General features: G+C 60.7%; 18 protein-coding genes and 2 pseudogenes. 11 read left to right on the forward strand and 9 right to left on the reverse strand.

Annotation, left to right across the window (positions count from 1 at the left end):
* The coding region (locus H4V99_RS15600; RefSeq protein ID WP_280680184.1) for a hypothetical protein at positions 1-624 on the reverse strand (624 nt) is incomplete at its 3' end.
* Between the two features lie 212 nt (positions 625-836).
* Between H4V99_RS15600 and H4V99_RS15605 the strand changes: the two genes are divergently transcribed.
* Positions 837-1,448, forward strand: coding sequence for a CGNR zinc finger domain-containing protein (locus H4V99_RS15605; protein ID WP_280680185.1), 612 nt, complete (start codon positions 837-839; stop codon positions 1,446-1,448).
* Between the two features lie 227 nt (positions 1,449-1,675).
* On the opposite strand, the gene H4V99_RS15610 is transcribed toward H4V99_RS15605, so the two are convergent.
* Entirely contained in the window at positions 1,676-2,110 is a 435-nt protein-coding gene (locus H4V99_RS15610; RefSeq protein ID WP_280680186.1) for a hypothetical protein, read from the reverse strand.
* Between the two features lie 398 nt (positions 2,111-2,508).
* Between H4V99_RS15610 and H4V99_RS15615 the strand changes: the two genes are divergently transcribed.
* From H4V99_RS15615 to H4V99_RS15625, 3 genes are all read left to right on the forward strand, one after another.
* The gene (locus tag H4V99_RS15615; protein WP_280680187.1) at positions 2,509-3,114 is read left to right on the forward strand and encodes a recombinase family protein; all 606 of its coding nucleotides are present in this window, start codon (positions 2,509-2,511) and stop codon (positions 3,112-3,114) included.
* 314 nt (positions 3,115-3,428) lie between these two features.
* The gene (locus H4V99_RS15620) at positions 3,429-4,040 is read left to right on the forward strand and encodes a hypothetical protein (RefSeq protein ID WP_280680188.1); all 612 of its coding nucleotides are present in this window, start codon (positions 3,429-3,431) and stop codon (positions 4,038-4,040) included.
* Positions 4,033-4,722, forward strand: coding sequence for a hypothetical protein (locus H4V99_RS15625; RefSeq protein ID WP_280680189.1), 690 nt, complete (start codon positions 4,033-4,035; stop codon positions 4,720-4,722). Before H4V99_RS15620 ends, H4V99_RS15625 begins: the two co-directional genes overlap by 8 nt.
* Positions 4,723-4,855: 133 nt before the next feature.
* Here H4V99_RS15625 and H4V99_RS15630 read toward each other — a convergent pair whose 3' ends face one another.
* The gene (locus tag H4V99_RS15630) at positions 4,856-6,142 is read right to left on the reverse strand and encodes an IS110 family transposase (protein ID WP_280676610.1); all 1,287 of its coding nucleotides are present in this window, start codon (positions 6,140-6,142) and stop codon (positions 4,856-4,858) included.
* A 262-nt stretch (positions 6,143-6,404) separates the two neighbouring features.
* A pseudogene (locus H4V99_RS15635) lies at positions 6,405-7,665 on the reverse strand (IS256 family transposase).
* A gap of 328 nt (positions 7,666-7,993) precedes the next feature.
* Here H4V99_RS15635 and H4V99_RS15640 point away from each other — a divergent pair.
* Entirely contained in the window at positions 7,994-9,280 is a 1,287-nt protein-coding gene (locus H4V99_RS15640; RefSeq protein WP_280676610.1) for an IS110 family transposase, read from the forward strand.
* A gap of 188 nt (positions 9,281-9,468) precedes the next feature.
* Positions 9,469-9,771 carry a DUF6457 domain-containing protein gene (locus tag H4V99_RS15645; protein ID WP_280680190.1) on the forward strand — a complete coding sequence of 101 codons (303 nt, stop codon included), beginning with the start codon at positions 9,469-9,471 and terminating at the stop codon, positions 9,769-9,771.
* A 25-nt stretch (positions 9,772-9,796) separates the two neighbouring features.
* Here H4V99_RS15645 and H4V99_RS15650 read toward each other — a convergent pair.
* Together H4V99_RS15650 and H4V99_RS15655 are read right to left on the reverse strand one after the other, a co-directional pair.
* Positions 9,797-10,384: pseudogene (locus H4V99_RS15650) on the reverse strand (molybdopterin dinucleotide binding domain-containing protein); the annotation flags it as partial.
* An 88-nt stretch (positions 10,385-10,472) separates the two neighbouring features.
* The gene (locus H4V99_RS15655; RefSeq protein ID WP_280680191.1) at positions 10,473-10,799 is read right to left on the reverse strand and encodes a hypothetical protein; all 327 of its coding nucleotides are present in this window, start codon (positions 10,797-10,799) and stop codon (positions 10,473-10,475) included.
* Positions 10,800-10,972: 173 nt separating this feature from the next.
* Between H4V99_RS15655 and H4V99_RS15660 the strand changes: the two genes are divergently transcribed.
* A complete protein-coding gene (locus H4V99_RS15660; RefSeq protein ID WP_280680194.1) occupies positions 10,973-11,971 on the forward strand; it encodes a 2-oxoglutarate and iron-dependent oxygenase domain-containing protein in 999 nt (332 codons plus the stop codon).
* Positions 11,972-12,257: 286 nt separating this feature from the next.
* Positions 12,258-12,560, forward strand: a complete 303-nt coding sequence (locus H4V99_RS15665; protein ID WP_280680196.1) for a DUF6457 domain-containing protein — start codon at positions 12,258-12,260, stop codon at positions 12,558-12,560.
* A gap of 25 nt (positions 12,561-12,585) precedes the next feature.
* On the opposite strand, the gene H4V99_RS15670 is transcribed toward H4V99_RS15665, so the two are convergent.
* On the reverse strand, positions 12,586-14,952 hold the full coding sequence (locus tag H4V99_RS15670) for an FdhF/YdeP family oxidoreductase (RefSeq protein WP_280680197.1): 2,367 nt from the start codon (positions 14,950-14,952) through the stop codon (positions 12,586-12,588).
* 758 nt (positions 14,953-15,710) lie between these two features.
* Between H4V99_RS15670 and H4V99_RS15675 the strand changes: the two genes are divergently transcribed.
* The gene (locus H4V99_RS15675; RefSeq protein ID WP_280680198.1) at positions 15,711-17,777 is read left to right on the forward strand and encodes a GGDEF domain-containing protein; all 2,067 of its coding nucleotides are present in this window, start codon (positions 15,711-15,713) and stop codon (positions 17,775-17,777) included.
* A gap of 6 nt (positions 17,778-17,783) precedes the next feature.
* On the opposite strand, the gene H4V99_RS15680 is transcribed toward H4V99_RS15675, so the two are convergent.
* Both H4V99_RS15680 and H4V99_RS15685 read right to left on the reverse strand, forming a co-directional pair.
* Complete coding sequence (locus H4V99_RS15680) at positions 17,784-17,915, reverse strand: hypothetical protein (protein WP_280680199.1); 132 nt, start codon at positions 17,913-17,915, stop codon at positions 17,784-17,786.
* Positions 17,916-18,147: 232 nt separating this feature from the next.
* A complete protein-coding gene (locus H4V99_RS15685; protein ID WP_280680200.1) occupies positions 18,148-20,199 on the reverse strand; it encodes an EAL domain-containing protein in 2,052 nt (683 codons plus the stop codon).
* Positions 20,200-21,425: 1,226 nt separating this feature from the next.
* Between H4V99_RS15685 and H4V99_RS15690 the strand changes: the two genes are divergently transcribed.
* Positions 21,426-21,935, forward strand: a complete 510-nt coding sequence (locus tag H4V99_RS15690) for a hypothetical protein (RefSeq protein WP_280680201.1) — start codon at positions 21,426-21,428, stop codon at positions 21,933-21,935.
* Positions 21,936-22,009: 74 nt separating this feature from the next.
* Positions 22,010-22,258, forward strand: a complete 249-nt coding sequence (locus H4V99_RS15695) for a hypothetical protein (RefSeq protein ID WP_280680202.1) — start codon at positions 22,010-22,012, stop codon at positions 22,256-22,258.
* The last annotated feature ends 51 nt before the right edge of the window (positions 22,259-22,309 follow it).

The raw sequence follows: 22,309 nt of genomic DNA on the forward strand, positions 1-22,309 counted from the left end.
GGTTGCGGATCGATGGTTGAGGGTCAGCGTGATTCGGTTCCCTGACGTCATGGGTTGTGTCCGGTGCAGGACCCGCATGAATTGCCCGAAGATACTTGAACCCACCTCGTGGGGGATGTGCGTGAGCATGTTTGCGGGGAGGTCTTCCCCGTTGTGTACCGCGGCCGAACCCTCTTCGAAATCTCCACGGTAGATTTCCAACGCACCGCCAGTGACATTGTCCACATCTAGAGCGATCAGCTCCGTATGCGGGACCCCGTCTCCGTGCCAGCCGACCGTTCCATCATCAGGGCCCATGAATGTGATTGCCGTGGTGATGACTGATATCGGGTAGATCTCCAGCTCAGTGCCGGCAATCTCGCTGAGGGCATTGAGGCGCCCGTCGAGATGAAACAGCTCGAGAATCTCCGGGATCAGCTTGTGGGCACCGCGAATATACCGAAGGTTCAGGTGTTTTGTTTCACTCGATTCCTCCTTGATTTCACGGGCTTGAGTACAAATTGTCGCCAGCAGATCATCCGGGTATTGATGCGACAACTGCGCGGCACCGAAGTCGGAGGCCTGCCAAAACGTTTCCTTGCCAAGAAGCTCGCGACGAGTGAACTGCTGCGTGATATCAAACATGTGGTGTCTCCTTGACTGGGTCGTGCCGAGAAAATATGCGCGTCACCCCGGTGGTTCGAGATACGCACCCGATGTCCGACGATCAACACCCTCCCAGCGGTCTTTGGTTCGCGTGAACTGACTCCCTGGGCGTGGACGCCGCCCCGTTCGGCTGTGAGGCGTATGATCGTCTTACACAACTTACAGTACGACGACATAAGTAAGGTCTGCAAGTGGTAAATACAAATTACTCGGTTCAAATTTTGGATTACCGCAACGGCGCTGCCAACGCCACGCTCCTCGCGAACACCGATGCGGGCAGAGTTGCGGAGGATCGACTCCAGTCGATCGAGGACCTTCAAACACTCCTCGACCAGGCGGGAATCGCCGCGACAACGGCGCGAACCATCACGACGTCAGACGTGACACGCGCACGGGCGCTCCGCACGCAGCTGCGTCAAGTGCTCAGCGCCACAGAGCTAACGACCGCGATTGCTCAACTCAACGCTCTTCTTGTGGCTGCTCATCCTGACGCGACACTCAACTGGGTGAGCGACACTCACGAATGGGGATGGCATCTGTCCGTACCTGCGGACACCGATGCGGTTCGTCAGTTACAGCTGGTGACGACCTCGAGCCTGCTTGCAATGACCCGCACATTCGGTCTGGCCCGATTCGGGGATTGCACGGCGACCGATTGCACTGGCATGTTCGCCGATACATCACGTGGCGGACGCCGTCGGTTCTGCGACCCGACGCGATGTGGAAACCGGGCCCACGTGGCCGCCTATCGTGCCCGTAACGGCCACACCCACACCGGCAGCAGTGAACCGAAAAACCATTGAACAATTCTCCTGGGTGTCCGACAACGACCCTGGTCACGATGACTGAGGAACCTATCTACATCAGCGACGATATTCTGTGGTCGCCTTGCTCGCGCCTCGACAACGTGCGCTGGCCAACGACACCAGTTCACGCCGCCTGACGCAACGGCATCGACGCCAAACCTCGCGGCCTGTTTGGCGATCCCTCAGTGAACGGTTGTTAGATCTTCGCCGTGTCGGTCGCCTGCTCACTCACCCTGGCGAAACTGCGGCAATACAACGGCGATGTCGTAAACCTCGATCTCGAGCAGACGTACCAACTCGTCGCCCGTCGTCAGCCAGAGGCCCTTGTTCTCCTGGGTATCCCAGCCGTCGACCGGGTCGAAGTGCTGCTGCCAGAAACGGGACCACTCGTTGAGTCGTTGACCTATCTGCAGTGAGATGCCGTAGTCATCTGGCTCCATCACGTACTTGTCAGTGAAGCTCTCCCGCAAGGGGTAGTTGTGCCCCAAGTCCGCGAAGAACCGAATGCGGTGCAGTTCGCCATTACGCTCTTTCCGAGCATGTTCGATCGCGCGCTCGTCTGTGATGCTGGGCGGCACAAGTAATTCCAGCTGTGTCATTGGGTCGACGACGCGGCGGTCCTCGCTGGCGACCTGGTTCGGAGACGGCCTCTCTGTCATCTCCTCAGGCTAAGTCGACCAAATGGACAAGAGCAAACCGTCCGCAGATGTCTCCGCCGCAAGTGGGCCATCGGATCGTCGTGGTTCCGCTATATCAAGGTGTCCGTTAGCCGGAGGCCTCGCGGACTCTCCCGTGCACCGGCTGGGTTGCGCCGTGCGCGTAAGCGTGTGCCGCCCGTAGGACCCGCCCGAGATTAAGCCCGCTCAGCGGGTGTCATGTGCAACAACGGTCGTGTGTCGAATTCGTTCGTATTCGCTACAACTATCACGACCGGAAGCGTCAGTTTCGGTGTCCTGTGTTTTCGGGTGTCGTGGAGATGGGTTTTGTAGCGTAACTCAGTGTCGGTTTCTATGCCTCAGTTCCTCACGGTGCTGATGACTTCCGCTACAGTCGGCGTATGGGTCATCTTTTAGGATATGCGCGGGTGTCGACGACGGATCAGGACGCGTCGTTGCAGGTTGATGCGTTGAACGCGGCGGGGTGTTACCGAGTGTTTGTGGACACCATCTCGGGCTCGATCGATCAGCGACCTGAGCTGGGTAAGTTGCTGGACCAATTGCGTCCGGGGGACACGCTTGTGGTGTGGAGGCTTGACCGGCTGGGGCGTTCTATCCGGCACCTCATCGATCAGCTGTCCCTTCTTTCCGAGCGCAAGATCGGGTTTCGCACGTTGCAGGAAACGATCGATACGACGTCGTCGGGTGGTCGTTTGGTGTTCCACGTGTTTGCGGCGTTGGCGGAATTCGAACGCGATCTGATCCGTGAGCGGACCAACGCGGGGTTGCAGGCGGCGCGGGCGCGGGGCCGCACGGGTGGCCGCCCGCCTCTTCTCACTGATGATCAAGTCACGACTGCCCAACGCATGTATCAGCAGAAGGACATGACTGTCGCTCAGATCGGTGACGTGCTCGGTGTGAGCCGGACGACTATCTATCGCACCCTGCACCGCCAGCCCGTGAAACCCCAGGGCCGGCGCCCGCGACGGGTAGCGCCCGCCACGTAGGTCCGCATGACCGCCAGCAGTGACAGCCCATCCCAGCCGGGGCCGACACGGGCACTCATCGGGCCCCTAATCGGTGGCCCCCGAGCGCGCTACTGGCCACACCGCCCGGTAGCCCCCAAAGTCAATATCGGTGGCCCCCAGAAGCGCGAATACTCAACCGGTGCTGGTCCTGTCAAAGGAACCTTTGTTGAGATGCAGCCTAATTTGTAAGTCAGGCGCTTACGGGCGGGTGGCATGTGGGTAGGTCCTTTCTATTTCTATATAGATACGAAAGTTGTGTTCCATGTTTTTATGAAATATGCGAAGATGGTGGTATGAAGAACGTGGAGATAGTTTGGCGCACGTTGGCCGATACCGCGCTGGGGGGACAGCGAGACTGGAACAGCATTGGTGATATTGCTAATGCTGCGTCGGTGGCGCCGTCCACTACCTATCAGGCGCTGGGACGGCTTCTTGATATCGGTGCCGTCCGCGCGAATGCCCGTCGTGGCTACACTGTCGTCGCGCCGGAGAAGCTCCTTGATGCCTTCGCCGCTCACCGAAACTTGCGGGCCGACACTGTGGTCTCAACAACGCTGCCCGCCGCTCAGGCGTTTCTCGACGACGGCGAAGTCGACTACGCCCTCAGCGGCAGTACTGCCGCCGTGCACTACCTGGGTGGCCGCAATACTGTCGCTGATCTCGGCCGACGAATCATCTACACCACACGCACTGTGTCGCAGGCAGACTTTCCGGTGGGTGATGAGGTCATCTTCCTCACTGAGGATCAGGGCGCGGCACGGAAATGGCGGTCCGGTTACGCCAGTCTCGCCCAGACCTACGCTGACCTTTGGGCAAGCCCAGGATGGCAAGCCGCCGAGTTCACCCGCGCATTGAAAACGACCCTGTTCCCGGCTGCGGATTGGGAGCAGCGAACCAGTGCCTAGCCTCTACGAGGACAGAGACGGAGTTATCCGTGCGCTGGTCGACCGGCTGGGCCATGATCTCGAACCCTCGATTCTCATTGGCGGCTGGGCAACATTCGTTCGTGTCGGAGGGGAAATCAGTCTCGACATCGACCTCATCACTTCGCAAGAGAGCCGACACAAGCTTGAGCAGCTGATGACCGACATCTCAACGAGCAACAACCACCAAGGCAAGAAGCTCCGTGCGACGATCGACAACGTCCATCTCGACATCTATCTCCCGTACGAATCTCAACTCGGAGGCAAACTACGACTGAAGGTCGAGATGCTCGCGGAATACCCCGACGAGGTGTCCTTCGAAAAATGGACACTCCTGCGACTCGAAGCGCACATTGCGACAAAGATGGCGGCACTGCTCGACCGACATTTCTCGGAGAAAGGCCAGAAGGATGCCCGCGAGATCCTTGCACTACTTAAACAAGATGGCGTCGATGCCACGGTTGCCGCCGAGATTCTCGACCGAGCCTCCACAGTCGCTATCGACGATCTGCCCGCCATGATCGGTCAGGCTTTCGATCTTATTACCCAGATCATTCCGCTGTCGAAGAGCGACAAGAAACGTCTGGCCACCATCAAGAAGTCATGGGTCGGGGAACTTGAGCGGCGAGGGTTGCGCCCTCAGGAACTGCGCCCACGGCTGTGAGGGGACGAATAGGAACGGTGCGGCCGTCGAGCGCCGTCAGCTGGGGTCGCTGCCTCAGAAACCAACGATTCCGCTACATGCAAGCAGGGACGATCCTTGGTCACGTCCCGCCGGGTGGATGCTCCTATTGATGTCAAGCGGCCTTTGGGGTGGGTTTCGCTTGTCGGGATTGGTCGTCGAGCCAGGCGCTGAAGGTGGTTTCCAGGTCGGTGTCAGCGCGTTGTCCTATTTCGAGTCGACGTAAGCGCTGGTAGGGGACGTTGAGCTGTTTGGCCGCGTCAGTGAGGACGATGCCGAGTGTTTGGCGGCGTTGCCGCAGCCGTGGTCCACCGGGCAGAGGGACAGCGTGGTTTTTGGTGAGCAATGCAAATATTTCGTTGGCGACGTGGCGTTTGAGGCAGCGGACGATGTCGCGGTCGGAAAGGCCTTCAGCGGTGCGTCGGGCGATGTAGGCCATAGTCCGAGGTTCCTTGTGGCGTTTGCGGAGCAGGACAATACGGTGCAGGGCAGCGTTGGCTTGCCGGTCGCCACCGCGCGAGAGACGGAAACGTTGCCGTTTTCCCGAAGATGCCGGAATAGGTGCGACGCCGCACAGAGCAGCAAACTGGGCCTTGGTGGAGATGCGGTCTGGGTTGTCGCCGGCAGTGGCGAGCAGGTGTGCGGCAACAAACGGGCCCACGCCGCTTGCGGCCATGAGAGCCGGATTCTGCCGGCTGGCGAGTTGGCCAAGTTGGCTGTCGATAAGAGCAATATCCGCTGTCAGGACCTGATGGCGTTGCGCGAGGCGTTTCGCTGATGCCCGTAGGATCAGCTCCGGAGTGGTGCCCGGTGTGGGTCGTGTGCGCGCGAGCGCAACCGTGAGTTTGTTGCCGTCGTATCGGCGAAAATCTTGCCGGATGGCCTCGGGTGCGCTCACCAACAGGGCATGGATCTGATTGATGCTGGCCGTGCGCGCCTTGGTGGCAGAGGAGCGTTCCGCAAGTAAGACCCGCATCGACTCGACGTCGCCATCGCGTTGTTTCGGGGTTGATAACCCTCGCCCAGCGAGAACCGACATCGCCGCTTGGTGGGCGTCGAGGGGATCGGATTTGCCGCGCAACCGACGCTCGGCACGGTTGGCGCGAGTGACCTCAACCACGCGCATTCCGGCATTCGCCAAAACGCGGGCAAGTTCCGCACCGTAGGAACCGGTTCCTTCGACGCCAACGGCTTCGACGATGCCGTAGGCGTGGAGGAACTCGATGATTTTGCGATAGCCGCTCCCGACTGCGAGGAATTCCCGGTCGGCGATCGGTTGTCCGTGGTCGTCAACGATAGCGACATAGTGCGTGTCTTTGTGGGTATCAACCCCGGCGAAGATGGTTCGTAGAGGCTGGACCGCGATGGTGAATTGTGGCGGTTCACTAGTTGCAACTGTCATGACTTCGGTACTCCCGTTTCTTCGTTGAAGGGAAATCACCGTTGGGTCGGGAGGGCAGACAGCACAGAGGTGAGACTGTTGGCCAGGCTCCTATCAAGTCATGTCGCCCCGATCAAGCGGCATTAGCGGCTCTGGTGCGGCGGACAGATCCACCCAAAGACAACCTCAAAAGGAGTCAGTGTAATTTTGAGTCACCCCGCACCAGAGTCACATCCAGTATCTCTGTGTAATTCATCGTCACCGTGCGGGTCAGCTGATTTGATTATGCAGCACTGAGCTCGGGAATGGGAATCACCCCCGTGAGGGCGCTGGCGTCGGGGCTGGTGAGGGCCGCGTTGAAGGCGGCCAGCTGGCGCATGGAGTCCTCGGAGAGGTAGCGGCGGGCTCCTGCTTCCCACTCGTCGTGTTGCTCGACGAGCACCGCTCCGGCGAGGCGGAGCAGGGCCGCCGGGTTGGGGAACACACCGACGACGTCCGTTCGCCGTTTGATCTCTTTGTTCAGGCGTTCGAGTGGGTTTGTCGACCACACCTGTCGCCAGTGTTTGGGCGGAAAGCCGCAGAACGCGAGGATGTCGGCGCGGGCGTCGTGCAACATTGTGGCGACTTTCGGGTGAGAGCGGTCGAGCATGCGGGTGACCTCGTCGAACTGGGCTTGGACGTGCGTCGCGTCGGGCTGGGCGAAGATGGTGCGGATCACGGCGGCAACCATGTCTTGGCTGGCGCGCGGGACGATGGAGAGCACGTTTCGCATGAAGTGGACCCGGAAGCGCCGCCAGGCCGCGCCTTGGAACACGGTGCTGATGGCTTTCTTCAGGCCGGTGTGGGCGTCGGAGATGACGAGCTTGACGCCGTCCAGGCCGCGAGCCTTCAGCGACCGGAGGAACTCGGTCCAGAAGGGCTCGTTTTCGCTGTCGCCGACGTCGAAGCCGAGGACTTCGCGGCGGCCGTCGGCGGCGACGCCGATGGCGACGACCATCGCTTGGGAGATGACGCGGTGGTTGACGCGGGCTTTGCAAGACGTGGCGTCGAGGAAGACGTAGGGGTAGCCGGTTACGCCGAGGTCACGGTCACGGAACGCAGGCGACTTCACCGTCCAGATCCGCGCAAATCCGGGATACTTCGGACTTGGAGATGCCGGTATCGGCGCCGAGAGCCTTGACTAAGTCGTCGACCTTCCGGGTCGAGACGCTGTGGAGGTAAGCCTCCATGACGACGGCGAACAGGGCCTGGTCAACGCGCCGGCGCCGCTCGAGGAGGGCAGGGAAGAACGACCCTTGGCGGAGCTTGGGGATCTTCAGATTTAAGTCGCCGGCCGTGGTCGTCAAGACCCTCGGTCGAGTCCCGTTGCGCTGGGCGGTGCGGTCATCGGAGCGTTCGAATCGGGCGGCGCCGATGTGGGCGGTGGCCTCGGCGTCGATGAGTTCTTGGTAGAGCGTTTCGGTCACTGTTCGGATTCGATCGGTGACGTTGGTGAGCTTGAGTTCCGAGAGGAGCGCGAGCAGGGCAGACTGGTCTAGAGCCATCGTGTGGTGTGTCTTTCTGTGAGGAACTTTGAACGGTTCTCACTGACCATCGCACGGTGGTTCGTTACGTTGTTAATCCAACGCTCGAACCCCGAGAATTACACAGAGATACTGGATGTGACTCTGGTGCGGGGTGACTCAAAATTACACTGACTCCTTTTGAGGTTGTCTTTGGGTGGATCTGTCCGCCGCACCAGAGCCGCTAATGCCGCTTGATCGGGGCGACATGACTTGATAGGAGCCTGGCCAACAGTCTCACCTCTGTGCTGTCTGCCCTCCCGACCCAACGGTGATTTCCCTTCAACGAAGAAACGGGAGTACCGAAGTCATGACAGTTGCAACTAGTGAACCGCCACAATTCACCATCGCGGTCCAGCCTCTACGAACCATCTTCGCCGGGGTTGATACCCACAAAGACACGCACTATGTCGCTATCGTTGACGACCACGGACAACCGATCGCCGACCGGGAATTCCTCGCAGTCGGGAGCGGCTATCGCAAAATCATCGAGTTCCTCCACGCCTACGGCATCGTCGAAGCCGTTGGCGTCGAAGGAACCGGTTCCTACGGTGCGGAACTTGCCCGCGTTTTGGCGAATGCCGGAATGCGCGTGGTTGAGGTCACTCGCGCCAACCGTGCCGAGCGTCGGTTGCGCGGCAAATCCGATCCCCTCGACGCCCACCAAGCGGCGATGTCGGTTCTCGCTGGGCGAGGGTTATCAACCCCGAAACAACGCGATGGCGACGTCGAGTCGATGCGGGTCTTACTTGCGGAACGCTCCTCTGCCACCAAGGCGCGCACGGCCAGCATCAATCAGATCCATGCCCTGTTGGTGAGCGCACCCGAGGCCATCCGGCAAGATTTTCGCCGATACGACGGCAACAAACTCACGGTTGCGCTCGCGCGCACACGACCCACACCGGGCACCACTCCGGAGCTGATCCTACGGGCATCAGCGAAACGCCTCGCGCAACGCCATCAGGTCCTGACAGCGGATATTGCTCTTATCGACAGCCAACTTGGCCAACTCGCCAGCCGGCAGAATCCGGCTCTCATGGCCGCAAGCGGCGTGGGCCCGTTTGTTGCCGCACACCTGCTCGCCACTGCCGGCGACAACCCAGACCGCATCTCCACCAAGGCCCAGTTTGCTGCTCTGTGCGGCGTCGCACCTATTCCGGCATCTTCGGGAAAACGGCAACGTTTCCGTCTCTCGCGCGGTGGCGACCGGCAAGCCAACGCTGCCCTGCACCGTATTGTCCTGCTCCGCAAACGCCACAAGGAACCTCGGACTATGGCCTACATCGCCCGACGCACCGCTGAAGGCCTTTCCGACCGCGACATCGTCCGCTGCCTCAAACGCCACGTCGCCAACGAAATATTTGCATTGCTCACCAAAAACCACGCTGTCCCTCTGCCCGGTGGACCACGGCTGCGGCAACGCCGCCAAACACTCGGCATCGTCCTCACTGACGCGGCCAAACAGCTCAACGTCCCCTACCAGCGCTTACGTCGACTCGAAATAGGACAACGCGCTGACACCGACCTGGAAACCACCTTCAGCGCCTGGCTCGACGACCAATCCCGACAAGCGAAACCCACCCCAAAGGCCGCTTGACATCAATAGGAGCATCCACTCAGGGGGACTTGACCTTGGTGGGCACGGCCAGACTCGTCAAAACATCCACGCATACACGCCTGCGCTTTCGGATTATGGGCCTGATGCGAGCACTCGGTCGCGAAGAAACGCGATCGGTGCTATCCCTGAAAGGGTACATACCCTTACGGCCGACTCAAGGAGCTCCCATGACGGACTACGACGCCCGCGAACCCGAACTGCGTGACTGGAGCCGTCAGCTCACCCAGGCCGTGCTGATTCTTGACCTTCAGGTTGATCGCAATCTGCTGCTAGACCTCGCGGCGGAATCGAACGCTATTAGCCCCTCAGCGGGCCCCCTCACCACCTTCGTTGTCGGCTACGCGGCTGGACTCGCAGCAGCGACGGGCGAGAAAAACTCGACAGCGGCGGTGGAAGCCGCCGCTGCGGTGGCCCGCCAAATCTGCGTCAAATCGAAGGCCCGCACCGGCTGGGTTGACACGGCGCAGTAACGCTGGCGGTCCGGGTGGCCGGCGGTCAGCCCGGCAGTGCCGCCTCCGACGAGTGAGGCGCCACGCCTGCCTTCGCGTCAGGCGCACTGTCAGCATCCGCTGCCACCGGATCGAGCCGGACGAGCACCGCCTTCGACACTGGGGTATTGCTGCCCTCGGCGAGGTGGGTGAGCGGAACCAGCACGTTCGCCTCCGGATAGTAAGCCGCCGCACAGCCACGAGCGGTGGGGTAGGAAACCAACCGGAATTTTCGTAAGACCCGCGGAATGTTGTCGCCGAACACCCCGTGCACATCCACGAACTGGCCATCGACAAGGCCCAGCTCGGCGAGGTCGTCGGGATTCACAAAGACCACGTGGCGGCCGTTTTTGATGCCGCGATACCGGTCGTTGTGCCCGTAGATGGTGGTGTTGAACTGGTCGTGTGAGCGCAGTGTCTGCAAAATGAGGGTACCGGGCGGGCGTTCGACGCGTTCGAGACGGTTGACAGTGAGTATCGCCTTGCCGACGGGCGTGGGAAAGGTGCGCGAATCCCGCGGGCCGTTAGGAAGCATGAATCCGCCGTCCTGACGGATCTTCTCGTTGTAGTTTTCGCACCCGTCGACCACATGAGAATCGCCCTCGCCATGCTCAGCCTCGGCGGGCATAAACCAGTGCTCCCCGGGCGGGTTTAACCCCGGTTACGTCAGGAGAGCCACAAAATTACGACGTTCTGACCGCGCCCCACTCTGTCGCCGTGATGATCCCCGCACAGAAGAGGAAGACAATCACGATCAGCAGGGTGAGCGTCGCGAGGATACCGAGCTTGAGTCGCCTACGGCTCACGGCAAAGCGAATGACTACCATCGCCGCGTACAGCACCAACACGATAACGATTCCCGTCGTCGCGACCCCGGATGGGCTGAGCCACTGCATAGCGAAGAGCAGCGAACCGCAGATGAGCGTGAGAGCGCCGCCCGCCACAAGCCAGATGGCGCCCGTCGAGGTCGTCAGCGATCGTTGCTCGAATACTCGCTGTGACTCTGACATTATCGACATCCTCTCGTCTCGTCTTGCGCGTTATCCACGTTGCCACTCGCGAGAAGAAAACACCAGAGCCGAGAACGCATCTGCTCTCTCTGTGCCCGTTCCACACCCCTTTCATCCGGCGCTTTGTGTCGTCACAATTCGTTTATCCCGCAGCCCGGTGGCAAACTTGGATCATGCCCTCACTTCCGATTCTGGATTTTTCCCAACTCGATGCCGGCGAAGCCGAAGCCGCGACATTCCGCGCCGAACTGCTGCGCGTCACACACGAGGTCGGCTTCTTCTATCTGACCGGACACGGCGTCGACCCCCAGCTCACGAAAAACCTCCTGGACATTTCCCGCGAGTTCTTCGACCTGCCCGCCGAGCAAAAACTCAAGCTGGAGAACATCCACAGCCCGCAGTTTCGTGGCTACACCCGCGTCGGCGGGGAGTTCACCGCCAACGCCGTCGACTGGCGCGAGCAGATTGACATCGGCGTCGACCGCGACCCGGTGCCCCGCGACGACGGCACTCCCGACTATTGGCGCCTCGAGGGCCCGAACCTCTGGCCCGAATCCCTGCCCGAACTCGAGGTCGTCGCCCTGCGCTGGAACGAGGAACTCAGCCGCATCGCCCTGCGCCTGTTGCGCGCCTGGGCCCTCGCCCTCGGCAGCCCTGAGGACGTCTTCGACGCCGCCTTCGCCGAGAACCCGTTCCTGCTCACCAAGATCGTGAGCTACCCCGGCCAGCCCGAGCGCAGCCAAGGCGTCGGCGAGCATCGCGACGGCGGCGTGCTCACTCTGCTGCTCATCGAGCCGGGCAAAGACGGCCTGCAGGTCGAGCATGATGGCGAGTGGATCGACGCTCCGCCACTTGACGGCACCTTCGTTGTGAACATCGGCGAAATGCTCGAACTGGCAACGGATGGCTACCTCAAAGCCACCCTGCACCGGGTTTTCTCCCCCGAAGACGGATCCGACCGCATCTCGGTCCCATTCTTCTTCAACCCCTCACTCGACACCATAATGCCCCGGCTGAAACTCGACGAGAAACTGTCCCAGAAAGCCCGCGGACTCTCCGCGGACCCGACCAACAGCCCCATCCTCGAGTCCACTTATGGTGACAACGCCCTCCGGTACCGGCTGCGTGCCCACCCCAACGTGGCGGCCGCCCACCACGCTGACCTCCTGTAAAGGCACGTTAACGACGGACTACCGCGCACGATGGCGACCGCAGAGCCCACTCTGGCCCTCACGATCAAGGCTGTTTCGGTTGCCAGTTCACGCGAAACGCTTCGTACCACGCGGTCCCACTCATAAATAGGCGCGATGTCAGGGCATCGACTAGTTAGTACGTCGCCGCGCACACGCCTGCGCTTTCGGATCATGGGCCCGATGCGAGCACTCGGTAGCGAAGCAACACGAACGGTGCTATGCCTTATAGACATATCTATCCTTACGGCCAACTCCCGGAGCTGCTATGACGAACTATGACGACCATGAACCCGAATTGCGTGACTGGAGCCGCCAGCTCACCCAAGCCTTGCAGATTCTCGACCTCCAGGTTGATCGCAATCTACTGCTTGACCTCGCGGCGGAATCGAGTGCTGTCAGCCCGTCAGCAGGCCCCATCAGCACCTTCGTTGTCGGCTACGCGGCCGGACTCGCGGCGGCAACGGGCGAGAAAAACGCGACAGCGGCCGTGGAAACCGCAGCCGCGGTGGCCCGCCAAATCTGCGCCACGTCAACGCCCCGCACCGGCTGGGTGGATACAGCGCAGTAACGCTCGCGGGCCGGGTGGCCAGCGGTCAGCCCGGCAGTGCCGCCCCCGACCGCTCAGGCACCGCGCTTGCCTTCGTGCCTGGATCGTTGTTGGTATCCGCGGCCACTGGATCGAGCCGTACGATCACCGACTTCGACACCGGGGTATTGCTGCCCTCGGCGAGGTGGGTGAGCGGAACCAGAACGTTCGCCTCCGGATAGTAGGCCGCCGCGCACCCGCGAGCGGTGGGGTAAGAGACCAACCTGAATTTGCGCAACACACGCGGGACATTGTCACTGAACACCCCGTGCACATCTACGAACTGGCCATCGACAAGGCCCAGCTCGGCGAGGTCGTCGGGATTCACAAAGACCACGTGGCGGCCGTTTTTGATGCCGCGATACCGGTCGTTGTGCCCGTAGATGGTGGTGTTGAACTGGTCGTGTGAGCGCAGTGTCTGCAAAATGAGAGTGCCCTGCGGGCGATCGACGCGCTCGAGAACGTTGACAGTGAGTATCGCCTTGCCGACGGGCGTGGGAAAAGTGCGCGAATCCCGCGGGCCGTTAGGAAGCATGAATCCGCCTTCCTGACGGATCTTCTGGTTGTAGTTCTCGCACCCGTCGACCACGTGAGAGATGTGGTCGCGAATGAGGTCATAGTTCTGCTCGAAACCGGCCCAATTAATCTTCACTGTGTCACCGAGAACAACTCGCGCCAGCCGAGAAACTATCGCCACCTCCGAAAGGAGGTCGGGTGCCACCGGATCGACCTTCCCCCACGACGGATGCACGGCACAGACCGTGTCCTCGACCGACACGAACTGCGGCCCCGACGCCTGCATATCGATCTCGGTGCGACCCATCGTAGGCAGGATGAGTGCCTCAGCACCGGTGACCACATGAGACCGGTTCAGTTTCGTAGATACCTGCACAGTCATCTCAGCGCCCCGCATGGCAGCTTCGGCCGCGTTCGTGTCACTGATTGCCGCGACCAGGTTCCCACCGAGCGCCATGAAAACCTTGATCTCACCGTCCCGCAGCCTGTTAATGGTCTCAACGGCATCCGCCCCGTGTTCTCGGGGGGGATCAAACCCGAACTCTTGCTCGAGGGCGTTCATGAATGCCGGAGGCATTTGTTCCCAAATGCCCATGGTGCGATCACCCTGCACATTACTGTGACCGCGAATCGGGCAGGCACCCGCACCGGGTTTGCCGATGTTCCCCCGCAACAAGAGCAAATTAATAATCTCTTTGATGGTCGAGACGGCCTTCTTCTGCTGGGTCAGACCCATGGCCCAGGTCACAATCACGCGATCGGCCTTAATGTAACGTGCGGCCAATTCATCAATCTCGTGCGCCTCAAGTCCTGTCGCCTCAAGCACGGCCTGCTCATCGAGCAGGTGCAGATGCTTGGTGAGGTCTTCTAGGCCCGAGCAGTGCGTCGCCAAAAACTCGTGGTCTAGCACTGTTCCGGGATGCTTCGCCTCGGCGGCCAGCACCCGTTTGGAGACCGCCTGGAGCAGAGCCATATCGCCGCCCAGCCGGATCTGGACGTGCTGGTTTGCGATGGGGGTGCCGCGCCCGATGATTCCCTTGACTCGCTGCGGGTTCTTGTAGCGGTGCAGCCCGGCCTCCGGCAGCGGATTGACGGCGACGATCTCCGCACCGGCATCCTTCGCCTCTTCCAAGGCTGTCAGCATCCGCGGATGGTTTGTTCCCGGATTCTGGCCCATGATGATGATGAGATCGGCTTGGGCGAAGTCGTCGTAGCTGATCGTGGCTTTGCCGATGCCCAACGTCTGCCCCATGGCCCATCCGGTTGACTCATGGCACATGTTGGAACAGTCAGGCAGGTTGTTCGTGCCGAAAGCACGCACAAAAAGCTGGTATGCGAAAGCGGCCTCATTCGAGGCGCGGCCACTCGTATAGAAAGCAGCCTCGTCCGGGGACGCGAGCGCATTCAGCTTCGTAGCCAGCACCGAAAACGCATCGTTCCAGCTGATCGGTCGGTAATGGTTCTCACCGGCGCGCTTATAGACCGGCTCGGTCAGACGACCCTGCATTCCCAGCCAATATTCCGACTTCTCCAGCAAATCATCGAGGGAATACTCGGCCCAGAAGTCCGAGTCGATGGTGACCGGTGTTGCCTCCCACGTGACGGCTTTCGCACCGTTCTCGCAGAATTCGAAGGTCTTCCGGTGAGTGGGGTCTGGCCACGCGCAACTCGGGCAGTCAAAGCCGTCTTTCTGATTGAGGGCGAGCATCGTCTTACCGGTCCGGATCACACCCATCTGCTCCAGCGCCGGCTTCATGGAGTGGTACACGCCGGGCACACCCGCGGCCCAGTCTTTCGGTTTTGTCACTTCAAGGTCGGTCTCGTCCGGTTCTACCGCCGAGGGATGCTCGCGAGTCATGGGCCTACCCTTTCCACACCCCAACTTGAGATGTCTCCTCCAGACCTAACAGGCTTAGCGAGTCGTTGCAAGGCCTAAACCCGTATTGGAAGAGAAGAATCCCCACGCCGCGTAGACGTAACGCCACAGGGTGCCCTCCGAGCTCAGATGAAACCGAAAGTCCGTGATGCCCTCCGTTTCATGTTTCTTGGGCTCGAAACTGGGAACTCCGCCGCTTCGCCTTGGCGAACCCTGAGTTGCCTATATGTCGTGTACTTAACCGGCCGTGCCTACCCGTTCCGTCGTACTCAGCACTGAGATGAGGCGAATTTATTGAACAGCGCACCGTGTTAAAACAAGGACTTCCTGAACAGTACGACCGGCATGAACGCACCACGCCGGAAAATCACCATCCATGACGGGCAGTTGAAGACCCCGCCGATGTTGAGACAGTCACCTTCAACTGGCTCGACTGATGCAATGATCGACGGTTGTACAGCTCTCTCCGTAACGTGCACCCGAAAAATACAAGTACAGCTATTACGGTGATGTAAACGGCCCGTGAAAATATGAAGGTCACGTCCCGCGTAATGGTGGGAAATTGGCGCCATTCATCGTCGCGATTGGCCGGTTGATCCGGTGCGATATTTCGCGTCAAAGGAACCATTATTGAGATTCTCTGCCGCGTCGAGCGTTACGTTTCGCGCTCGTTCTTTAGTAACCTGGTATTTCGTTACCTTGTGGTGGGGGAGGCGGATAGTCAGCGACAGGGGGATGCGATGCTTGCGGAAGCGCGTGAAACGTCCAGCGCGACAGTATCTCTGGTCTTGCGGGTCGTTCTTGAGCACGGTGGCGTCCGAGCGGTCGCTGACGTACTCGCGGCGGCAGGGATTACTCAGTCGGTTGAAGAGCTGGAGAAATCCTCCACGTGGATCAGCTATGACACCCGCATCCGGCTTTTTGAGGCTGTGACGGATGTGTTTGGGCCGGGGACAATGTTTAGAATTGGCCAATCGGCGGCTGCGGATAGGTTCCATCCGGCCATTGCGCAACTTCTGAGTGCTTTCGCGTCACCCCGCGCGGTGTATTACCAGCTTCCGAGGATGGTGCCGAAATTCAGTACGACGTCGTCCCTCGCGCTCGTCGCTCTCGGCCCCACGAATGCAACGCTTCGCTTTCATCTCCACGACGGGTACGCTCCGTCCCGGCTTGATTGCGAGTATGCACAAGGCCTGTTCTCTGCCGTACCACGTATTTTCGGGCTGGAATCAGCGCATGTCGTTCATGACGAGTGCCAGTCGGATGGAAATCGCGCCTGTGTGTACCGTCTGACGTGGTCCCGGCGATTGCCCGTGTGGTCGTGGCGCAGCAGTAGGCGCGCGGCCGATCGCGGATTCGCGGCGTTGCGTGAACAGGTCCAGCAGATACAGCTGGCTGAGGCGGACCTTGTCGGCAGCGACGACATCAGCGAGGTGCTCTCCCGGATCGTGGGCCGCGCTGCTGCAGCTGTCCTCGCTCCGTCTCACCTCTTTGTCGTCAAGCCGACTCACGGCGAGGCGCCGCTCATGCACTTTTTAGGTCTCGACGCTGATCGCGCCGCGGAACTCGCGACGCGGTTGATTGAGGGCGACAGTCTCGGTAGTTCCGCTGTTGTCGTTGACGTGGCCTCGACTCGCCAGGTTCACGGGTACCTCGCCGCCCTGTATCCGCGGGGTCAGCGTCCCATGGACGCGGACCGGGCGCTGCTCAAGGCCTACGCCAGCCACGCGGCAGCAGCCCTTGACCTCTTTACGGCGCTTGAAGACAGTCGCCGGGAAGAAAGCCGCTCCACAGCGCTGCTCGCGCTGGCTCATGAACTGGCCACTAGCTGCAGCACGACCGGCGTTACGGGCATCATTGCGGCTGCCTTTCCGACTATCGTCGAGTGCGATGCTGCGGCGGTCCTGCTCTGGAACGCTAGCCTCGCGAATCTCCAAGCAGTCGCCTGCGATGGATTTGAGCCAGATGAGTGTCAGATGCTGCTTGCCACGCCAATTTCGGCTGCGACGATTCTCGAACTGATCGAACTTCTGATTGACCACGAACCTGTCCTCATCAGGGCGGGCGAGGCCAGACCTGTCCTTGTACAGTCGTTCGGCGCCATTGAGGCCTCGAATGTTGTCGTGGTCCCGTTGCTTGATGGCGATGTCTTGATGGGGATCGTAGTTGCCCTCTGGCGGGGAGAGCTCACTCCAGAGGTGCATCGGGTGGCGTTGACGCGGATCGCCGGGGTGAGCAGCCAGGGCGCAACGGCTTTGCAAAACACCAGATTGCTCGCAACTGTGCGGCATCAGTCTCTGCACGACTCCCTGACAGGTTTACCCAACCGAGTTTTGTTCGCCGAGCGGTTAGATCAGGCGCTTGGCGAGAACTGGGCCAGTGCTGGCACGGGAACAGCGGTGATGTTCTGCGACCTCGACAACTTTAAGAAGGTCAACGACGACCTCGGGCACGGCGCTGGGGACGAACTGCTCCGCCAAGTCGCCGCGCGCCTTCGTTCTCTGGTTCGCTCAGGGGACACTATCGGCCGCCTTGGCGGCGACGAATTCGTTGTGCTTGCCACCGACGTGCCAGACCAGTCGACGGCGCTTGAAATGGCTGGGCGCATCGTCGACAGCCTCAATGTGCCTTTTCATCTCGCCGGCCAGGACCTGCGTATCTCCACGAGCGTGGGCGTGGCTATCTACACGGGTGAGGGCGGGCGCGGTGAACAACTTCTTGACGCGGCCGATACGGCGATGTACGAGGCGAAGCGGACAGGTCGCAACCAGATCGTCGTCTCCGGTGAGACGGCATCCGCTTTGTAAGAGGCGTCACGTGAGACGGAACTCTTGGTCGCCCTCGACCGGAACGAAATGTGCCTGCACTTCCAGCCGGTCGTCAATATTTCCGCTGCCGGCGGCATCAGGGTCGTAGGCGCGGAGGGGCTCATCCGCTGGAATCATCTGCGCTTGGGGTTGCTGGCGCCGGCTGCATTCCTTCCATTTGCGGAAGGGATGGGCATGATCACCCAACTGGACGTGTGGGCGGTGGGGAACGGGTGTGCGGCGCTGGCCGGTTGGGACCAACCCGATCCCAGAACATGTTCTCGCTCTCCTCCATGACTAGATTCGACGCTATCAACAGCACTGTGGCTCGGTCGATGGGCGGGCATGCTCGCTGCAGTGGGCAGCGCAGTTACTGTGTCGTGTTGGCGTCCGTGAGCCAGGTGAGCAGGAGGTTGCTGGCGCGATTGTTGTTTGTGAGCACTTCGTGCTGTCGCTCGTGCCACAGGCGGGGTTGGCTTCCGGGTGCGGTGCGGTCGATGATGAACTGTGTTACCGGGCAAGTGTCTAGGTCGAAGGGGTGAGGAGATTCCCAGCGGGTGAACTGCCAATGGTAGGCAAGCGCGCCCAGACTAGTGTGTAGCTGCCCGGCCCGCTCTGGAAGGTGGAATTGTTCTGGCAGGCGAAACGTGTGCGCCCACGTGGGTAGATCGGCGGCAGGCATTGGGCGGGCGAAGTAATAGCCCTGGCCGAGTGAGGCGCCGAGAACGGATGCTGCCTCGACGAGGCCGGCATCTTCTAGGCCCTCCACGACTACAGCGGCACGCATGTCGCGCCCCATTTGGGCCAGCGTAGCGATAAGGCTTAGCGTTTCGATCGGTTTTGTTGCAACGTCCGCGAGCAGTCCCCGATCAACTTTGATTGTGTCAAACGGCAGCTGGGCGATTCGTTGGAGACTGCTGTAGCCAGAGCCGAGGTCGTCGAGGGCGAGGCCAACGCCGAGCTCAATGAGCGCATCGAACGCTACGAGCGGCGCGGCTTCGTCGAGCTCCTGTGTCTCAAGAAGCTCCAGGCAGAGCCGGTTCGGGGCCACGCCGGAGTAGCTAAGGGCTTCCGTAACCCATCGGATGAAGTCTTGATGCTGCAGGGTCGACGGGGCGAGGTTGACCGAGACGTCAACGGCGAGCCCCTCCGCGTCCCACCGGGCAACCCATCTGAGCGCATCTTTTAGGCCGGTGCGGAAAAGCTCGTCCAGGTCTTTTTCGTTGAGTCCTGCCAGAAAGTGCTCCGGCGGGACGATCGTGCCGTCGGGCAGTACCAGCCGGGCCAGTGCTTCGACCCGGCGCACGGCGCCGTTACGCAGATCGATGATCGGTTGCATATACATCGACAGTTCGCCGGCGAACAACTTGTCTTGATTCGAGCGGGGTTGAGCACTGTGCTTCTCCGCTGGCACACGAGGGATGGTGGCTGTGGCGTCTTGTGGTGCATCGGCGGACTCGGGGCCGAGGTCAGACACGAGTCGCCACCACGATTGGGCGTTGTCGTTAGCAGCCGTCACTGATTGGAGTGCGCGGTCTGCCAGTTGACGGGTCGCCGCTTCCGATCCTGAAGCGGGCAGCCGGGCGATACCCATTGTGATCCAGAGAAAAACTGACTCACCATCAACGACGAAGGGTGTCTCGACGGCCTCGTGTATGTCGGCTATTCTTCCCGCGAACTCTGGTGATGTGTCGTCCGCCAAGTTTTCGAGCACCACGGCGAAGGTTTTACCGCCAAGGAAGGCGAGGTAGTCGCCATCCTCCACTAGGACAGAAAGGCGGCGGGAGAATTCCGCGAGCACTCTATCGGCTGCGGAATACCCAAATGTGCTCGCGACTCTCCGGAGGTCGTGGAGGTCAATAAGCCCGAGCCCGGCCTGCGGGGTGATCGCGTTGCTCGCGGCGGCGTTCGATCGGCGTCGTAGGTGGGTTTCGAACCCGAACCGGTTCGGGATTCCGGTCACGGTATCGTGGGTGGCTTGGTATCTGAGCTGCTCCTGCTGGCCCACTCTCGTACTCGCGTCTTGCTGCACGCTGACGTAGTGCGTAATTATCTCGTCAGGGCCCCGGAGGGGAACGATGGTCAGCCTGTTCCAAAACGGCGAGCCGTCCTTGCGATAGTTGAGGATGTCACCGTCGTAGGCCTCTCCTGCAGCGATGGCCCGCCGGATCGCAGCTTTGTCCTCGGGCTGGGACCCTGGCCCCTGCAGGAGCCGGCAGTTGGTGCCCAGGACTTCTGCTTCGGAGTACCCCGTGATCGCCGTGAAGGCGGCGCTCGCGTGCAAGATGTTCTGCTGGGCGTCGGTGATAAGCGAGACGCGGGAGGTCGCCGCGAAAGCACGGGCGAGTAAGGCCGCACTTGCGCCCTCGGCCGGTTGGCTCTCTACCCACCCCGAAAAGGTGGCCTCTACGATCCGATTCATCCCACCCCCAAAAAAGCGCTGCCCGACCGCGTCACAAAGTGGTTAGCAACCGCGACCGAAGCGAACAACGCGCAAGGCCCGCCGAGGAGAACTATCGACTACCCGTGTGAGTATGTTAGCGGCAATGACACCCTAGGTGGTCACTATTGCCCGACGCAACGATGGGCGTGTGTCGATTTCGTATGGTTTCGAGACTGTCGCCTAGCGAGGGCTAGTTGCGAAAACCGCATACGGGCGGGGCGACGGGGATTGTCCGGTCGACGGGCAGTTCAGAGTCCTCCTGTTGTTGTTCTCCGATGCTGCCGCGTATCCACGATCGGGGCCTAAAGCGGTAGACCCGGTTGTGCACGACCAGTTATCTCGACAGCTCGCCCGGGAATTTCTGAGACCAGTTTCTACTGGAACTTGTCTCTCTCCCGCGCACAACTCCCGGTGCTGCTCCTAGTAATGCAGTGTCAAAGGGATCGAAGAATGGTGTGCGCCGCGGAGCATGTTGGCGGATATCTGAATACTCGGCTTCCGAACACGTGAGGTGGACACGACTCGTGGCACCGACGGGTCACGTCCCGCGTGTTGCTGAACGCGGTTTTTCGTACAGAATCCAGTAGACATAACTCAAAGAGTCAACCGAATTCGGGAGAGTTCTTGACGCGTCAGGCTACTGCCAAGGTTTCACTTATGATACGTGGAATCGGTATCCCCGACCGGTTGTGGCTCCCGAGCGTCACAGCGTTCCCCAACTCCTAACCAGCTCAGGGGCTTTCCCTCACCCGTAGTCAAGACCCCTGTCGTCAATGCCGAGCATCCCCTGCGCAGATGGTTTCCACAATTTTGTCAGAGTCATTTGTCAGCAGTCTTGTTCGCGCGAATTGATAGTGTGCGCCTGCATGCCTTTATGGCGAGTTGCATACCCTGCCGCCCTGCCGCGCTGCCGCGCTGCCGCGCTGCCGCGCTGCCGAGCCGAAGACGCTACCGGAACGCCCAGTAATGGGCACCAGGTGCACCACCGACTCGTCGTGAGCGCTCCAGCATCGCGTAGCGGAACATGCGAACGTGTTGTCGGCTGGCTGCAGCGGGTTCACGCTAACTTCACAGGTGTTTGGTGCCGTAGTGGTAACTCTGGTGCTGGCGCTCCGCGTAGATTCAATATTGGCTCGAAAACCATACGGACGTATGGAACCGAGATGTTTTCGCCCAATTCGCTCAGACACTAAGGGAACCCGCTCATGCCTGATCTGACTATCTCAGAAAATATTAAAGCTCGTCGCAAGAAGCGTCGCATCGCGATTGCAGCCCTGGCCACCGTAATGCTGGCGGGCGGCGGGGCAGCGTTTGCTTACTGGACTGCTGGCGGGGCGGGAACAGGAGTGGGAACGGCCGGCTCGAACGTCGCCATTAGCGTGGTTCAGACCAGTACCGCCTCGAACCTACGTCCGGGCGGCGCTGCGCAGACCTTGACTGGTAACTTCACCAACCCGAACGACAGCCCTGTCTATGTCACTTCTGTCACCGCGAGCATCTCGGGTGTGACGAAGGCGACGGGTGCGCCTGCGGGGACCTGTGACGCGACCGATTACGTACTGACGGGCCCGACGATGACCGTGAATACTCAGGTCCCGGCCGGTACCGCTCAGGGCGCTTGGACTGGCGCGACCATCGCGTTCAACAACAAACCGGCGGCGAACCAGGACGCGTGCAAAGGCGCGACAGTCAACTTCAGTTATACCTCGAACTGATTCGGTTGATGGAGGGGGCGGGTCTGCCTCCTCCATCATGTTGCTGCGATCGATCCAAGCCCTCGGGGGTTGATATGACCAAGCCGCGCAGACGGTATTTCCTTGCCGTCATCGCCTTGATTTTGGCGTCTGTAGGAGCCCTCGTCGCGGAGGCGAAAGCAAATGGTCACCAAACCAACACCGCGGTCTTGGGCGGTGACAGCGAAATCGGTGTCGGATCTGCGGCAGGCGCCTATGTCGTTAAAAAACTGTTTGGTGTGCCGTCATCTCTCAGAAAGTCCGCTTCGCTCGACCTTTCCTTTGCAACTTGTTCGGTGGCCTGATGATGGTTCACGCCACTGCGACGACAGCGACTGTAGTGAAAGCCCCGGACG

The organism is Cryobacterium sp. CG_9.6 (assembly GCF_029893365.1).
In the GTDB taxonomy this organism is placed as follows: domain Bacteria; phylum Actinomycetota; class Actinomycetes; order Actinomycetales; family Microbacteriaceae; genus Cryobacterium.

Bases quoted from the DNA above. Each gene is read 5' to 3' on its own strand.
- H4V99_RS15645 (WP_280680190.1), top strand. From the start codon at position 9,469: ATGACGGACTACGACGCCCGCGAACCCGAACTGCGTGACTGGAGCCGT.
- H4V99_RS15670 (WP_280680197.1), bottom strand. From the start codon at position 14,952: ATGACTCGCGAGCATCCCTCGGCGGTAGAACCGGACGAGACCGACCTT.
- H4V99_RS15675 (WP_280680198.1), top strand. From the start codon at position 15,711: ATGCTTGCGGAAGCGCGTGAAACGTCCAGCGCGACAGTATCTCTGGTC.
- H4V99_RS15630 (WP_280676610.1), bottom strand. From the start codon at position 6,142: ATGACAGTTGCAACTAGTGAACCGCCACAATTCACCATCGCGGTCCAG.
- H4V99_RS15695 (WP_280680202.1), top strand. From the start codon at position 22,010: ATGACCAAGCCGCGCAGACGGTATTTCCTTGCCGTCATCGCCTTGATT.
- H4V99_RS15610 (WP_280680186.1), bottom strand. From the start codon at position 2,110: ATGACAGAGAGGCCGTCTCCGAACCAGGTCGCCAGCGAGGACCGCCGC.
- H4V99_RS15660 (WP_280680194.1), top strand. From the start codon at position 10,973: ATGCCCTCACTTCCGATTCTGGATTTTTCCCAACTCGATGCCGGCGAA.
- H4V99_RS15620 (WP_280680188.1), top strand. From the start codon at position 3,429: ATGAAGAACGTGGAGATAGTTTGGCGCACGTTGGCCGATACCGCGCTG.
- H4V99_RS15690 (WP_280680201.1), top strand. From the start codon at position 21,426: ATGCCTGATCTGACTATCTCAGAAAATATTAAAGCTCGTCGCAAGAAG.
- H4V99_RS15665 (WP_280680196.1), top strand. From the start codon at position 12,258: ATGACGAACTATGACGACCATGAACCCGAATTGCGTGACTGGAGCCGC.
- H4V99_RS15680 (WP_280680199.1), bottom strand. From the start codon at position 17,915: ATGATTCCAGCGGATGAGCCCCTCCGCGCCTACGACCCTGATGCCGCC.
- H4V99_RS15640 (WP_280676610.1), top strand. From the start codon at position 7,994: ATGACAGTTGCAACTAGTGAACCGCCACAATTCACCATCGCGGTCCAG.
- H4V99_RS15685 (WP_280680200.1), bottom strand. From the start codon at position 20,199: ATGAATCGGATCGTAGAGGCCACCTTTTCGGGGTGGGTAGAGAGCCAA.
- H4V99_RS15615 (WP_280680187.1), top strand. From the start codon at position 2,509: ATGGGTCATCTTTTAGGATATGCGCGGGTGTCGACGACGGATCAGGAC.
- H4V99_RS15655 (WP_280680191.1), bottom strand. From the start codon at position 10,799: ATGTCAGAGTCACAGCGAGTATTCGAGCAACGATCGCTGACGACCTCG.